Genomic DNA, 15,320 nt, shown 5'->3' on the forward strand with positions numbered 1-15,320 from the left:
GTGAGTGAAGGACTTGAAGACATTCTGGCTGGCCAGCTGACGGTGATTTTTTGTGGCATCAATCCGGGCCTGACCGCTGCCGCTCAAGGGCATCACTTTGCCGGCAGAGGCAATCGCTTCTGGCGCACGCTGCACCTCGCCGGTTTTACACCTGAGGAAGTGCGCCCGGAAAACGATCGGACGATCTTGCAATATCAGTGTGGATTGACGGCCGTGGTTGAGCGGCCGACCGCGCGGGCGGATCAGCTGTCGTTGCACGAATTCACCGCAGCGGCGGCCGATTTCGAACGCAAGATCGAACGCTACGCGCCGCGCTGTGTGGCGTTTCTCGGCAAAGCGGCTTATTGCGCGCTGTCCGGCCAGCGGCAAATCAACTGGGGGCGGCAATCCCAAACTTTTGGCAACGCTTTGGTCTGGGTCCTGCCCAATCCGAGTGGGCGAAATCTCGCGTTCACCCAGGATCAACTGGTGGACGCCTACCGCCAACTCCGCTGTGCGATGAATTAGCCCGGTCTGCGAATGGCCACCGCGCATAACTTGTGTTCGGCGGACGTAGGCTAAGCTAAGAGCAGCTTATTGCTCACGATGCTCGCGTCTGCAGGTTTTGGTTTGTTCTGGAGAGCGTCTGCAACAGCTATCTCAGACAGGCCCAACCTATTCACGCAGGATTACGTGATGACCGAGCCCTTCCTCACTTTCGAGCAACTCAAGCGCGCTGCTGCCTCTGGCGAAATCGATACCGTTCTGGTGTGCATGGTCGACATGCAGGGCCGGTTGGTCGGCAAGCGATTTCAGGTCGAGTTTTTCATCGACAGCGGACATGAAGAAACCCACTGCTGCAATTACCTGCTGGCCGACGACATCGACATGGAGCCCGTGCCGGGCTACGCCGCCGCCAGTTGGAGCAAAGGCTACGGCGACTTCGTGCTCAAGCCCGACATGGCCACGTTACGACGGGTGCCGTGGCTCGAGTGCACGGCGCTGGTGCTGTGCGATGTGCTTGATCATCACCATCGAAAGGACTTGCCCCACAGCCCGAGGGCCATCCTGAAAAAGCAGATCGAGCGTCTGCGCGAACGCGGCTACACCGGCATGTTCGCCTCGGAACTTGAGTTCTACCTGTTCGACGAGAGCTACGAGGCCATCCACAAACGCAACTACCACAAGCCAAAAACCGCCGGCCACTACATCGAGGATTACAACATCCTCCAGACCACCCGCGAAGAGCCGGTGCTGCGGGCGATTCGCAAGCATCTGCAAGCCAGCGGCATCCCCGTGGAAAACTCCAAGGGTGAATGGGGACCGGGACAGGAAGAGATCAACATTCGCTACGCCGATGCGCTGACGATGGCCGACCACCACGTCATCATCAAACACGCCTGCAAGGAGATTGCGCAACTGCAGGGCAAGGCGATCACGTTCATGGCCAAGTGGCGTTATGACGCCGCCGGTTCCAGCAGCCATATCCACAATTCACTGTGGGACAAGAACGGCAAGAAGCCGCTGTTCTTCGACGCCAAGGCTGAGTTCGGCATGTCGAAACTGATGCGTGCCTGGGTGGCCGGGCAGCTCAAATACGCCAACGACATCACCTGTTTTCTCGCGCCGTACATCAATTCCTATAAGCGCTTCCAGGCCGGCACCTTTGCGCCGACGCGGGCGGTGTGGAGCCGCGACAATCGCACCGCAGGCTTTCGCCTGTGCGCAGAAAGCAGCAAGTCCATCCGCATTGAATGCCGCATCGGTGGCGCCGACCTCAACCCTTACCTGGCCTTCGCCGCGTTGATCGCTGCGGGCCTGGCCGGTATCGACGAGAAGCTCAACCTCGCGCAGCCCTTTGAAGGCGATGCCTACGTCGACGAACACTTGCCTGAAGTGTCGAAGACCTTGCGCGAAGCCTGCACAGCGCTCAAGGGCTCGACGATGTTGCGCGAAGCGTTCGGCGATGAAGTGATCGACCACTACGTGCACACCGCCGAATGGGAGCAGAAGGAATACGACCGGCGCATCACCGACTGGGAATTGCAGCGCGGCTTTGAGCGCTATTGAGGCGATCATGACTTCGATGATTCAACTCATCTCACCGGTCGATGGCCGGGTCTATGCCGAACGTCACTGTGCCGATGCAGTGCAACTCAACCAGGCGCTGACGGCTGCCGCAGCCGCCCAGGTGCAATGGAAACGCAGACCACTGAGCGAACGCGCCGCTTTTTGCCGTGCGGCGGTGGACGCGATGCTGGCCATGAAGGACGAAATCGTCCCGGAACTGGCCTGGCAGATGGGCCGCCCGGTGCGCTATGGCGCGGGAGAACTGCGCGGCTTCGAAGAACGCGCCCGGCACATGATCGCCATTGCGCCCAAAGCCCTGGCAACGATAGAGCCCACGCCGATTGCGGGATTTCGCCGCTATATCAAACGTGAGCCGCTGGGTACGGTGTTGGTTGTCGCGCCCTGGAATTACCCCTATCTGACGGCGGTGAACACGATCATTCCGGCGCTGATGGCCGGCAACAGCGTCATCCTCAAACACGCCTCGCAAACGCTGCTGGTGGGCGAACGGTTCGCCGAAGCGTTTCGCCGCGCCAATCTGCCGGAAGGCCTGTTCCACAATTTGCTGCTCGATCATCAGCAGACCGCGTCGATGATTGCCTCTGGCCGCGTGCAGCAAGTGAACTTCACCGGTTCGGTCGCCGCCGGCAAGGCCATGGAAACCGCCGCCACGGGACGCTTCCTCGGCATCGGCCTGGAACTCGGCGGCAAAGACCCGGCCTACGTTCGCGCAGACGCCAACGTCGAACACGCGGTAGAAAACCTGGTGGACGGCAGCTTCTTCAACTCCGGGCAAAGCTGCTGCGCCGTTGAACGCATCTATGTTGATCAGAAAATCTACCCGGCCTTTGTCGAGCGATTCGTCGCCCTGACGAATCAATACGTGCTGGGCAATCCACTGGATGACGCCACCACCCTCGGTCCGCTGGTGAACCCGGGCGCTGCAGAATTCGTCCGTGGCCAGATCGCCGAGGCGCTGGCAAAAGGCGCCAAGGCCCTGATCGATCCGAAAGCCTTCCCCCTTGATGCGCCGGGCAGCGCCTACCTCGCGCCGCAGGTATTGGTCGACGTCAGCCATGACATGTCGGTCATGCGCGAGGAAAGCTTTGGTCCGGTGGTCGGCATCATGCCGGTGGCCAGCGACGACGAAGCCATTGCCTTGATGAACGACAGTGAATTCGGCCTCAGCGCGTCCCTCTGGACGCAAGACCTCGCTGCAGCCGAACGCCTGGGCGATCAGATCGACACCGGCACCGTGTTCATGAACCGCTGCGATTACCTGGACCCGGCCCTGGCCTGGACCGGGGTGAAGCACAGCGGGCGCGGCGTCACGCTGTCATCCCTGGGCTACGAACACCTGACCCGAGCGAAATCCTTCCATCTTCGCCACGAGACCTGAGCCATGAGCCTGACCGGAAACTGGAACTACCCCACGAGCATTCGTTTCGGCGTCGGCCGCATCGCCGAACTGGCCGAAGTCTGTCGCAGCCAGGGTATCCAGCGACCGTTGCTGGTCACCGACAGCGGCCTGGCGCGCGCCCCGATCACCATCGCGGCGGTCGACGCCTTGCGCGCGGCCGGCCTGGGTGTCGCGCTGTTTTGCGACCTGAAGCCCAATCCCGTCGAAGCCAACCTGGCCGGTGGGCTCGATGCCTGGCGCGCGGGCAAACACGATGGCGTGGTTGCGTTCGGCGGAGGCAGCGGCCTGGACATGGGCAAACTCATCGCCTTCATGAGCGGCCAGACCCGGCCGGTCTGGGATTTCGAAGACATCGGCGACTACTGGACCCGCGCCGACGACAGCCGGATCGCCCCTGTCATCGCCGTGCCAACGACGGCGGGCACCGGTTCCGAAGTGGGCCGTGCGGCGGTGATCATCGACGAGCAAACCCACACCAAACGCATCATCTTTCACCCGAAAATGATGCCGCGCGTGGTCATCAGCGACCCGGCCCTGACCGTCGGCATGCCGGCAAAAGTCACCGCCGGTACAGGCATGGATGCGTTGGCGCATTGCCTGGAATCCTACTGCGCCCCCGGTTTTCACCCGATGGCCGACGGCATCGCGGTGGAAGGCATGCGCCTGGTGGCCAGTGCCTTGGTGCGGGCGGTGCATACGCCGTCCGACCTTGACGCACGTGCGCAAATGCTCGCCGCAGCGGCAATGGGCGCCACCGCTTTCCAGAAAGGCCTGGGCGGGATGCACGCCCTCTCGCATCCGGTGGGCGCGCTGTATGACACCCATCACGGCATGACCAACGCCACGTTCATGCCCTATGTCTTGCAGTTCAATCGTCCCGCCATCGAAGAACGCATCACGCGCCTGGCGGCTTACTTGCGATTGCCCTCGCCCGGCTTCGACAGCTTCCTGGCCTTCCTCCTCAAGCTGCGCAAGGACATCGGCGTGCCGCACACGTTGATAGAACTGGGCGTGGATGATCGGCAGGCCGATTTGATCGCAGACATGGCGATTGTCGATCCGTCTGCCAGTGGCAACCCGCTGCCATTGACACGGGCCGGTGCCGCACAGATTTTTGACGCGGCGTATCACGGCCGTCTCTAGAGCCGTTGTCGCGCGGACAGCGTTGCAAAAAGGAGCAGTACGACAAGGGGTTGAAGACCAGGCCATCCGGGACCCCGGATGGATGCGTATCAAAACCTGAAGGGGCACACGACATGAAGCCAGCAAGCCCGCACGATGATGACGTCAAGGTGCTGCACAGCATGGGCTATGCCCAGCAGCTCTCGCGACGCATGGGCGTTTTCTCCAACTTTGCCATTTCCTTTTCGATCATCTGCATCCTCTCGGGTGGCATCAACTCACTCGCCCAGGGCACCTCGGGCGCGGGCGGCGCATCCATCGGTATCGGCTGGCCGATCGGTTGCCTGATCTCCGGGGTCTTCGCCATGGCCATGGCGCAGATCTCCTCCGCCTACCCCACCGCTGGCGGCCTCTATCACTGGGGCTCGATTCTCGGTAACCGCTTCACCGGCTGGCTGACGGCCTGGTTCAACCTGTTGGGCCTGATCACCGTGCTTGGCGCGATCAACGTCGGGACGTATTACTTCTTTTTCGGCGCCTTCGGACCGGCATTGGGCATGGAAGACACCATCACGACAAGGGTGATTTTCCTGGCGATCCTCACGGGCCTCCAGGCCTTGTGCAATCACCTGGGGATTGGCCTGACCGCCAAACTCACCGACTTCTCGGGGTATCTGATCTTCGCCACCGCGCTCGCGCTGACCATCGTCTGCCTGATATCGGCGCCCAGTTATGAGTTCGCCCGGTTATGGACCTTCAGCAACTATTCCGGCGAAGCAGGCGGCAACGTCTGGCCGCAGGTCTCGAACAGCTGGGTGTTCATGCTCGGCCTGCTGTTGCCGATCTACACCATCACCGGCTATGACGCCTCCGCGCACACCTCGGAAGAGACACACAACGCGACCTTGTCGGTGCCACGCGGCATGGTCACTTCAGTGGTCTGGTCGCTGCTGTTCGGCTGGCTCATGCTCTGCTCGTTTGTCCTGATGCTGCCGAGCATGGACGAGGCCGCCAAGCACGGCTGGACCGTATTTTTCTGGGCGATGGACACCCAAGTCAACCCGACCGTAAAAACGGCGCTGTACGTGGCCATTTTCATTTCACAAGTGCTCTGCGGACTGGCGACCGTCACCTCGGTCTCACGCATGATCTTCGCGTTCTCCCGTGACGGCGGCCTGCCCTTCTCCAAGGCACTTTCCTCCGTTTCGCCAACCCTTCGCAGCCCGGTGGCGGCGATCTGGACCGGCGCCACGCTCGCGGTATTGTTCGACTGGGGATCGTCGGTGATATCGATCGGTGAAACGCCGGTCTACACCATCGTCGTGTCCTGCACGGTGATCTTCCTGTTCTTCTCCTTCATCATCCCCATCGTGCTCGGCCTGTTCACCTACGGCACCTCGAAGTGGCCCACCATGGGGCCGTGGAACATGGGGCGATTCTGGTACACGGTGTTCGCCCTGCTCTCGGTCCTCTCGATGGTGATCATCTTCGTCATCGGCATCCAGCCACCCAACGAATGGGCGCTGTACATCACCATTGGCTTCCTGGTGCTGACCGCCATCGTCTGGTTCGGCTTCGAAGCCCGCCGCTTCCAGGGACCGCCAAAGGGCGATTTGATCGTCAGGCGCCAGGCCGAAATTGTCGCGGAGGAAGAAGCGCTCAACAGACGCGCTGGAAACTGATACTGGCGCCATAAAAAACGGGGCGCTGAGCGCCCCGATTTTATGAAGACAGATAAATCGAAGGATAAGAAACCTGTGGCGAGGGACAGCAGTTACGCAGGTGGGTCAATCCTGTCCAGCACGCGGTTTGCGGTGATTTCCGCGACCATGATGCTGTTTGAAATGTCACTGATGGGCAGTGACACGGATCAAGTTACCGAGTGAGCATTTCGGCACTGTTATCGAGCATTTCGGCACAGTAACCACTCTTTGCTCAACCTAGACTCGAGCTTCACTTTAAGACTCGGATGGAGTCGCGATGAATATCAAATTAATCCTGCCTGCACTTTCCATGGCCGTTACATTCAGTGGATACGCTGCCGATTTCTCACTGACCAGCCGGGATATTGCTGACAATCGCCCGCTGACCAGTCGCGAAGTGTTTCAGGGCTTCGGTTGCGAAGGTGGCAACACTTCTCCTGAGCTTTCCTGGATCAACGCCCCCGCAGGTACCAAAAGCTACGCAATCACCGTTTACGATCCCGATGCACCAACCGGTAGCGGTTGGTGGCACTGGACGGTGGTTAACCTGCCAACTTCCACCAATAGCTTGCCAAGAGGAGTGGGGGCGAACCTGCCTGTCGGTGCAGTACAAGGGCGAACCGATTATGGTCAGCCGGGATTCGGTGGAGTTTGCCCACCTGTAGGAGATAAACCCCATCGCTATCAATTCACCGTATGGGCATTGAAAGTCGATAAGCTACCGCTCGACAACCAGGCGAGTGGAGCCTTGGTGGGTTATATGCTCAACGCCAACGCCTTGGCCAAAGCGACCATTACTTCAACTTACGGACGTTAAGCGATGCGCCCTTGTGACGGCATACAGCACCGGGAAAAAATTATCGATGCATGTGTCATTCGGGCGCGACGACCCCTTACATTGCCACGGGTGCCGGTGTTCGTGAGCACCTTGTGTCGAGTACGACAGGGGGAAAAACTGTTGCAATGGGATGACCGGGAAATGCGCGCAGGGCCAAATCATCTAATTTTGATGCCGGCCGGGCGCGAGCTTGGTATCTCCAACTTCCCCGGCCCTCACGGTCACTACATCGCCGATGCGGTGAGCTTTCCCGTCTCGACATTGCGTAACTTCAGCACCCGATATAGCCAGCAGATTATGAGCTGTCGCGGTGTATTGAAGACCGACCTATGCGTTCCCCTGGACAGGCATACAACCCAGGCATGGGAGCAGTTGTTGGCCGCCATCAACGCGAACGCCCCGCAGGCGCTATGCACACATTATGGGGAAGCGGTTCTGCTGAGCCTATGCCTTGGCGGCCAGATCGGCCCGCTGCTGATGAGTCGCAACGATCCACTGTGTGAACGTGTGCAGCAACTAGTAATGGCCAGCCCGGAGAGAGACTGGACGGTTGCGAGCATCGCACAACACATGAACCTGGGTGAGTCGACATTGCGTCGCCAACTGGCCAAAGAAGGTAATAGTTTCAGGAATATTCTGGAGAGCGTTCGACTGTCGACAGCATTACAACGGTTACAAACAACTTCTCGCCCGATCGGTGAAATTGCCGGCGCCTGCGGTTACGCCTCGGCCTCACGTTTTGCTGTGCGCTTTCGCTCACACTATGGCCTGTCACCACGTGAATTGCGGGCATCGATTTAACTCCCTTTCTCCGCATCTGGTCCCCTTTTTGAACCAGAAGATTTCTTCATGGAACACAGACACACCCCTCTCCCCCTTCAGGCCCAATGATAGAATTTTTGTTTTGAAAAAGGAGTTTCATCCGTGGAGCCTGGAAAAAAGAGTTGCCCCTATTGCGCGGAAGTCATCATGGCGGAAGCCATTTTATGCAAGCACTGCCAATCCGACCTCAGGCAGAAAATACGGATTGCGCCACAGGGGCCACTACCGTTGGAAAGGAGAATGGGCCCTGTCAGCAAGGTCTTCGTCGCAATCATTATTGCCGCAACCTTGTACTGGGCTTTCGGTTTTTATGTCAGAGACACACCAGAAGACCTGGGAAGAATACAAGCCCAAGATGCCGTCGAACTATGCCGTCAGGAAGTAGACAGCTACTCCGGCCCGGCAGCAGGGAAAAGCGTAATCGCTGATTCGTGTCGAAAACTGGAGGACGAATTGCGCAAGAGTTTTGGCCGTGTGCCATAGGAAAAATCGTTGACGAAGCCCGCCATTGAGCGGGCTTTTTTTATCTTTGGCAACCTCAGCTTCTTTCGCTGTCCACGGTTCGTGATCGTTCCCACGCTCTGAGTGGGAATGCATCCCGTGACGCTCCGCGTCACCCTGGCGCAAGACTCAAGCCGGGTGTCGACAGCGGAACGCAGAGCGTCCCCGGCGGCATTCCCACGCGGAGCATGGGAACGATCAACAGCAACGCATTTTTAAGTGAACAGCATTACACCGGGCGACCAACGTTCTCAGGGACGAGTCCCCACCTCAGCTTCTTGCGCTGTCCACGGTTTGACTTGCTCGCTGAGTGTCAGCCCCAAACCGGGACGTGTGGGGACCAGCATGCGGCCGTCGCGGGTTTCCAGGCGTTCGTTGAAGAGCGGCTCAAGCCATTCGAAGTGTTCGACCCACGGTTCGGTCGGGTACGCCGCCGCCAAGTGAACGTGCAACTCCATGGCAAAGTGCGGAGCCAGCATCAGTCCCGCTTGCTCGGCCATTGCTGCGACCTTCAGGTAAGGGGTGATACCGCCTACTCGTGGTGCATCGGGCATCAGGAAGTCAGCGCCGCGCAGCTTGATGAACTCGGCGTGCTCGGCAACGCTGGTGAGCATTTCACCCGTGGCTATCGGCGTATCGAATTGTTGCGCCAACGCGGCGTGGCCCTCGGCGTCATAGCAGTCCAGCGGTTCTTCAATCCAGATCAGGTTGTACTCTTCGAACTGGCGGCACATGCGCTGGGCAGTCGGGCGATCCCATTGCTGGTTCGCATCAACCATCAGAGGGAAGTTGTCCCCCAAGTGCTTGCGCACCGTGCTGACACGCTCAATATCGATGGCACAATCCGGCTGCCCGACTTTAAGTTTGATACCACCAATGCCCTTCTCCCGGGACAGGTCGGTGTTCTTCATCAACTGATCAAGCGGCGTGTGAAGGAAACCACCCGAGGTGTTGTAGCAGCGTACCGAATCGCGTTGAGCACCGAGCAATCGGGCCAGTGACAAGTTGGCGCGCTTGGCTTTCAAATCCCACAGCGCCACGTCGAAGGCGCCGATGGCCTGAGTCGACATGCCACTGCGGCCTACGGACGCGCCGGCCCAGCACAGCTTGGTCCAAAGCTTGGAAATGTCACTCGGGTTTTCCCCGATCAGCGCCGGAGCGATTTCCTTTGCGTGGGCGAATTGACCCGGCCCGCCTGCACGCTTGGAGTAGCTGAAACCAAGGCCACGGTGACCATCGATGGTTTCGATTTCCGCGAACAGGATGGCGATCTCGGTCATCGGCTTTTGCCGTCCGGTCAGCACCTTGGCATCGCTGATCGGATTGGCCAGAGGCAGAATTACCGAAGAGACCCGAACCCAGGCAATGCGATCATCGTCGGAGGATTTGATAGCTTCTTGTTGTGCGAGCATGTTGCTCTCCTTAACAGTGATGAGGTCTTGAAAGAGATCAGGTACGTGGATTCGAAAACTGGGGATTCACCGCAACGCCTTCGGCAGGGTTGACCGGTAGATCTTCGAAATCATCAAGTTGCAGGCGCTTGAGTGGCCCGACGATAAACAGGTAGGAAAACGCGCCGAGCAATCCCATGCCCGCGACATACATCAGCGCGACATCGAAGGATCCCAACTGGTTGATCATCACGCCGATGGCGATAGGCGTCACAATGCTGGCGAGGTTGCCGCAGAAGTTGAACATGGCGCCGCTGACGCCCATGGCCCGCGCCGGGGACACGTCACCGACGATGCACCAGCCCAGGTTGCCCACGCCTTTGGCAAAGAAGGCGACGGACATCACCAGAATGACCAAGGTGATCGACTGGGTGTAGTTGGCGACCATGATGCTACTGGAGAGCAACAAGCCACAGATGATAGGGGTCTTGCGCGCTGCGGTGAGGCTGAAGCCTTTGCGTAGCATCCAATCCGACCACACGCCGCCGATCATGCCACCCAGGCACCCGGCGATAGGTGGAATGGCGGCGACCAGACCAACCTTCAGCATGGTCATGCCTTTGGCTTCGATCAGGTAAGTCGGAAACCAGGTCAGGAAAAACCAGGTGATCGACGTCAGGCAAAACTGCCCAAGATAGATACCCGCCATCATCCGGTTGCCGCCGATGGCCTTCATGCGCTTCCAACTGAACGGCGTTTTCACGTCACCGATGGTTGGCAGGCCACCTCCCGCTTCGATGTAGTCGATCTCGGCCTGATTGGCACGCTTGTCTTTGCGTGGCTCCTGAACCATTCGGAACCACATAAAACCAATCAGGATACCGGCGCCACCTGTGACCCAAAACACGTGCTGCCAACCCCAGGTGCTGACCAGCCAGACCATCAAGGGCGTGAAGGCAGCGAGTGCAAAATACTGAGCGGACTGGAACACCGCCGTGGCCAAACCACGTTCGTGGCGCGGGAACCACATAACGGTCAAACGGTTATTGGCGGGGAACGCAGGTGCTTCAGCAACACCCATCATGAAGCGCAACACAAACAGCGCGAGAAAGGCCGAACTGAACAGGTCGACGTAGCCTTGCAGGAAGGTAAAAACCGACCAGATGATGAGGCTCATCCCGAGAACGACTCGAGAACCAAATCGGTCGAGGATGATGCCGCCAGGAAGCTGCATTGAGGTGTAAGCCCAGCCAAAAGCCGAGAAGGCGATGCCCATGGTCATGGCATCGAAGCCAAGATCTGTGCGCATGCTGGGGGCCGCAATGGACAGCGTTGCCCGGTCAACGTAGTTGAAAACGGTGACGATGAAAATCATCACGAGGATCAGATAGCGGACGTTTGTCTTCGCTACCGCTTGCGTAGGGTTGATCACTATTATTTTCCTTATTGTGAGTACAGCAATGAATCCTTGTGGCCCTTACAGCTCCTGATAGCGGATTGATCGGGCAATGATTGCGCAATCATACGGGTTGCTAAAAAAGGCCCCGTCGATAGAGCCTTTGAGCGGATACTACACTGATTGCGCAATCATTCAACCATGCGTTTGTCGGTAAAAGAGATTTTTCGGGTCAGGTACTGGCGCGGTCGATGAGGGTGAAACCTGTGTCGATTCGCACAGGATGATGACTGGCATCGGGTTGTTCAAAGCGTTCGAGCAGTGCCTGAGCCACTTGCAGGCCAATGTTTTTGCCATCGACGCTGACGGTCGACAACGATGGATAAACTTGTGCCGCGCTGCTCAAATCCCCGAACCCCATGACGGCGAGGTCAGAGGGCACATTCATCCCTCGGCTGGCGGCTTCTGCCAAAACGCCTTGTGCCACGGTGTCAGAGCTGCACACCACGATGTCGGGTCGAACGGGTTGCTCCAACAGCCGTCGCAGCCCTTCCCTGCCGACTTCGAGCGTGGCTGGCGGCGCCAGCACTTCCATGGGCACCTCTTCGATGCCGTGGCGCTTCAACTCCGCGATAAGGCTGTTGCAACGGCGCAGCCCGCGAGGATCACTGATCGTCACCACCGAGAAACGCTTATAGCCCTTTTTCAACAAATGCCGTGCGGTCTCCTCCCCCACTTTTTCATGAGAGAAACCGACCAACATATCCAGGGGCGCCTCGCTCAAGTCCCACGCCTCAACGACCGGGATACCCGCCTGAGCAAGGCGCAGCCGACTTGATTCGGTGTGAAGTGTGCCAGTCAAAACAATCCCGTCCGGACGCCGACCAAGAACCGCTTCAAGCAGGTTTTCTTCCTGCTCGGCGGAGTAGCCTGTAAGACCCAGCAGTGTTTGGTAGCCCGCTTGGGTCAGGCGGTCCATCAGTGATTGCACGGTGTCTGCGAAAATCGAGTTCGCGATAGTCGGCAGGAAAATCGCGACCAAACGGCTTTTATTGCTCGCCAATCCCCCGGCCAGCATGTTCGGTACATACCCAGTCTTACGCACGGCTTCACGAACTTTTTCGCGAGTGTCCTCGGTAACCAATTCCGGTCGATGCAATGCCCGGGAAACGGTCATCGGCGAAACACCCGCCACCTTGGCAACATCGATCAAGGTCAGGCTGGAACCCTTCTTGGCTGCTGTCACCGATGTGTCGGTGGAGGATGCTATTGATTTCTTTGCCATGAAGATTTCCGAATTTAAAGCTCAGTATCTGAAGCTGCGTGCCAAGCAGTCTGTATGTCAGCCGAATTTACCAAAGACCCACACAACATTCACGATACATGATCCCGCACACTCGGATGGATCGGTAGCCGCTCAGTTTGAAAGCCGCGAGGGCATTTACGTCAGCGATGGTCGCAGTGGACCAAGCTGCGAGATCAGCCTGATCCCGGGCGCAGCAGCGATGACATCTGGAATGCGGTTCACCATGCAGAAAAGGAGACGCCCATTAGCCGGCCTACACCCTTGTCGCAGAGAAAGAGACGCTAAACAGGCGCGCAGGAAGCTGAGACTTGCACCAAAAAAAACGGGGCGCCGAGCGCCCCTATTTTATGAAAACAGACAGATCGAAGGATAAGAAACCTGTGGCGAGGGACAGCGATTACGCAGGTGGTTCAATCCTGTCCAGCACCCGGTTTGCGGTGATCTCCGCCACCATGATGCTGTTTGAAATGCCCAACAAGGCATAACGCGACTCACCCTCCAAATGATCCACCAACTGATGGACCATCACATCGACCGACGCCAGCGTCTCGACCAGAAAAACCGCCAGGGTTTCGGCAGTGGCCTCTGGGTCAACGGAAAACAGCGTGCTGCGGATTCGCGGTGTGGCTTTGATGTCGGCGTTTGATGGGAAGTGGAAGTCGAGGGCGCGTTCGGCGGCTTCGTGGAATTTCTTTGAATCGGGTTCGTATGGGGAGGTTGGGTCGGTGTCTGGTGGGTTTGGCGTTACTTTGAACATGCGCTTGCTTCTCTAATTGAGTGCCAACCCTCTTGCTGCTAAACGTGAGGGAGGCAGCTGTACGCAGGTTAGCAGACCGGGGAAGCTAGCAAAGCCGGCGCGCCCGAAGACGCCCTGCGCACAACCACCATCAAGTGCAAGCATGGGAATACCTGACTGACAACAGCTTGTGCAGCTTGCTTATAACCCCGGGCTGCTAAACCCGATCACTGATGAGCAGTGACACGAATCAAGTTACCGAGCGACCCAAAAGCGCACAAGCCAGCGGATTCTGGTGCAGCCGTAGGCAACGGCGCAAGGTTTTGTAGCTTTCAGGACGTAACCTTGAGGGCGTTTAAACATGCGCTCTCAGAATCTGTTGAAAACAGCCGATGTGCGCTTCCTACAGAAGGCGAATGCTTTAAAAGCTTCCACCGAACCACTGACGTATTTATAAGGGTGACCGACGCGGGTGTATGGCGACTTGGTCTCTTGAATTAGCTGGCTATCGGCCAAAAGCAGTCAGTGACGATTGGCATGAACAAATCTTTATGAGTATGCCAGGACAAAAATTTCTCAATGCATTCAAAGAAACTTAGTCAAAGCATGATAAATAATTTTGAGAACAAATGAGATAATAACCAACCAAATCCCCCACATAACTAAAGTGGTGTCTTTTGGATTATATTCATCCACAGAAGCTTTTATAGCTTCTAGCTGAGCCTTCAAATCAGCATCCATCGGCGTGCCGAAATTTGAAAATTTTGCAAGCATCACTTTTTGTAAGTTATATAGCACCCGACGATGAATTAAAATTCGATAAGTCGGTGCTAGCAGAATGAAACCACTCGCAGCACCACAAATATCAGACATTACTTCGATACTACTTGCCCATCCAATCATGCTTCAATCACCCCTAACCAAGCTGGATTCAAGCAAAGCACGGTCAATTTCAACATCACACCTCACTGTGACCTTTAAGTTTTGACCTGGCAAACCAAAAACAATCTCACTAAGACTGTCTCCTTTCTGGAATTGCAATCCGTTCTCAACGGCAAGCTGCATCAGTATTTGTACTTGCTCGTGCCCACCAACTAAATGATTTTTATGCTCTAAAAAGTCACGACTTGTTCGACTGCCACTCGATACATATTCAAGTGTTGCCCGCAGCGTATCCAGAACTGGGCGATTTTCAATGACAAAAATAGTCATGGCATCCCGCTCCGCTGGGGGAAGTACTTCGTCTAACGCTCTTTTTTTTATTTTGTTCATGCTCTGAACTCTTTATAGCGCTAAGGTAGCACACGATTGCAAGCCCTAATTTCAGGAGGGTCTTGCCCAATTAACCATCCTTTACAATCCACATCACAAAGAAGTACATCCCAGCAGCTATTGGGGCCTTCCGAGTAAGTCAAAGCTACGGTCTGCGCTGTTGTTGAACCAAATAGACCAGGTAGCCCATACTCTGCAACAAATAAGCGGCCATTAAGATGTTTTTCATTGCTCTGGCGCAGTCCTGTCATATCTTTGGTTCTACAACCTGCCAGTGCTTCAAGCCAAGTCACCGTGGAAACCAATCGTTGCGTATAATTACACTGCGCCATTATTCGATTCCGCTCAATGTTAGCGTCAGGATGAATTGAGTTCGGGGCGCACATATAAATCTCCTAATACACTCAATGAAACTTAACGTCGTCACGATAGAAAATTTAATTTTTTATCCAGAATAACGAATCGTTCATAGCACAGAGCTTAGCCACTGCCAAAGCCGCCAAAATACCTTTTTGGAATAACACTTATAACGCCTTGCAACTTCCTTAGCTGATTATTTAAAAAAGGGGCGGGTTTATTTTTCTAAAAATAAACCCGCCCCTTTTTTTACCTTTTTTCAAAGCGCTGGCATCTTCACCTAGGGCCGCAACCTCATTTCCCTACTCCTTCTTGCAAAGCAATACGATAATCGCAGTGAATACCGCAAAGGACAAAACAAGGGGCACCAACTTGTCCGCTTTGCTTGCGAGTCTTTCCAGGGCTTC

At 56.8% G+C, this 15,320-nt stretch carries 15 protein-coding genes; 9 read left to right on the plus strand and 6 right to left on the minus strand.

Annotated elements, in window-relative coordinates; translation table 11 throughout:
- The 8 genes from mug to QRN31_RS00225 all read left to right on the plus strand — a co-directional run bounded on the left by mug (position 1) and on the right by QRN31_RS00225 (position 8,437).
- Complete coding sequence (gene mug / locus QRN31_RS00190; protein ID WP_285429422.1) at positions 1 to 507, plus strand: G/U mismatch-specific DNA glycosylase; 507 nt, start codon at positions 1 to 3, stop codon at positions 505 to 507.
- Between the two features lie 168 nt (positions 508 to 675).
- Positions 676 to 2,049, plus strand: a complete 1,374-nt coding sequence (locus QRN31_RS00195; protein ID WP_285429423.1) for a glutamine synthetase family protein — start codon at positions 676 to 678, stop codon at positions 2,047 to 2,049.
- A 7-nt stretch (positions 2,050 to 2,056) separates the two neighbouring features.
- The gene (locus QRN31_RS00200; protein WP_285429424.1) at positions 2,057 to 3,448 is read left to right on the plus strand and encodes an aldehyde dehydrogenase family protein; all 1,392 of its coding nucleotides are present in this window, start codon (positions 2,057 to 2,059) and stop codon (positions 3,446 to 3,448) included.
- A gap of 3 nt (positions 3,449 to 3,451) precedes the next feature.
- Entirely contained in the window at positions 3,452 to 4,612 is a 1,161-nt protein-coding gene (locus QRN31_RS00205) for an iron-containing alcohol dehydrogenase (protein WP_285429425.1), read from the plus strand.
- A 113-nt stretch (positions 4,613 to 4,725) separates the two neighbouring features.
- Positions 4,726 to 6,273: an amino acid permease gene (locus QRN31_RS00210; protein ID WP_285429426.1), complete on the plus strand. Its 1,548-nt coding sequence runs from the start codon at positions 4,726 to 4,728 to the stop codon at positions 6,271 to 6,273.
- Positions 6,274 to 6,571: 298 nt separating this feature from the next.
- Complete coding sequence (locus QRN31_RS00215; RefSeq protein ID WP_285429427.1) at positions 6,572 to 7,111, plus strand: kinase inhibitor; 540 nt, start codon at positions 6,572 to 6,574, stop codon at positions 7,109 to 7,111.
- A gap of 3 nt (positions 7,112 to 7,114) precedes the next feature.
- Positions 7,115 to 7,933, plus strand: a complete 819-nt coding sequence (locus tag QRN31_RS00220) for a helix-turn-helix transcriptional regulator (protein WP_285429428.1) — start codon at positions 7,115 to 7,117, stop codon at positions 7,931 to 7,933.
- 168 nt (positions 7,934 to 8,101) lie between these two features.
- On the plus strand, positions 8,102 to 8,437 hold the full coding sequence (locus QRN31_RS00225; protein WP_285429429.1) for a hypothetical protein: 336 nt from the start codon (positions 8,102 to 8,104) through the stop codon (positions 8,435 to 8,437).
- 269 nt (positions 8,438 to 8,706) lie between these two features.
- Here the strand turns inward: QRN31_RS00225 and QRN31_RS00230 are convergent, their stop codons facing one another.
- From QRN31_RS00230 to QRN31_RS00240, 3 genes are all read right to left on the minus strand, one after another.
- A complete protein-coding gene (locus QRN31_RS00230; RefSeq protein ID WP_285429430.1) occupies positions 8,707 to 9,867 on the minus strand; it encodes an L-talarate/galactarate dehydratase in 1,161 nt (386 codons plus the stop codon).
- Positions 9,868 to 9,904: 37 nt separating this feature from the next.
- Positions 9,905 to 11,221: an MFS transporter gene (locus QRN31_RS00235; RefSeq protein ID WP_285429464.1), complete on the minus strand. Its 1,317-nt coding sequence runs from the start codon at positions 11,219 to 11,221 to the stop codon at positions 9,905 to 9,907.
- Positions 11,222 to 11,474: 253 nt separating this feature from the next.
- The gene (locus tag QRN31_RS00240; RefSeq protein ID WP_285429431.1) at positions 11,475 to 12,527 is read right to left on the minus strand and encodes a LacI family DNA-binding transcriptional regulator; all 1,053 of its coding nucleotides are present in this window, start codon (positions 12,525 to 12,527) and stop codon (positions 11,475 to 11,477) included.
- On the opposite strand from QRN31_RS00240, the gene QRN31_RS00245 reads away from it, so the two are divergent.
- Positions 12,475 to 12,921, plus strand: a complete 447-nt coding sequence (locus QRN31_RS00245; protein WP_285429466.1) for a hypothetical protein — start codon at positions 12,475 to 12,477, stop codon at positions 12,919 to 12,921. The two genes, QRN31_RS00240 and QRN31_RS00245, sit on opposite strands and share 53 nt — an antisense overlap.
- A 24-nt stretch (positions 12,922 to 12,945) precedes the next feature.
- Here the strand turns inward: QRN31_RS00245 and QRN31_RS00250 are convergent, their stop codons facing one another.
- The 3 genes from QRN31_RS00250 to QRN31_RS00260 all read right to left on the minus strand — a co-directional run bounded on the left by QRN31_RS00250 (position 12,946) and on the right by QRN31_RS00260 (position 14,556).
- Positions 12,946 to 13,305 (minus strand): DUF6124 family protein, encoded by a 360-nt coding sequence (locus QRN31_RS00250; protein ID WP_285429432.1) that lies wholly within the window; start codon positions 13,303 to 13,305, stop codon positions 12,946 to 12,948.
- 564 nt (positions 13,306 to 13,869) lie between these two features.
- Positions 13,870 to 14,187, minus strand: coding sequence for a hypothetical protein (locus QRN31_RS00255; protein ID WP_285429433.1), 318 nt, complete (start codon positions 14,185 to 14,187; stop codon positions 13,870 to 13,872).
- 3 nt (positions 14,188 to 14,190) lie between these two features.
- Complete coding sequence (locus tag QRN31_RS00260; RefSeq protein ID WP_285429434.1) at positions 14,191 to 14,556, minus strand: hypothetical protein; 366 nt, start codon at positions 14,554 to 14,556, stop codon at positions 14,191 to 14,193.
- Positions 14,557 to 15,320 lie beyond the last annotated feature (764 nt).

It is taken from the genome of Pseudomonas sp. fls2-241-R2A-110 (genome assembly GCF_030209165.1).
Classification (GTDB): domain Bacteria; phylum Pseudomonadota; class Gammaproteobacteria; order Pseudomonadales; family Pseudomonadaceae; genus Aquipseudomonas.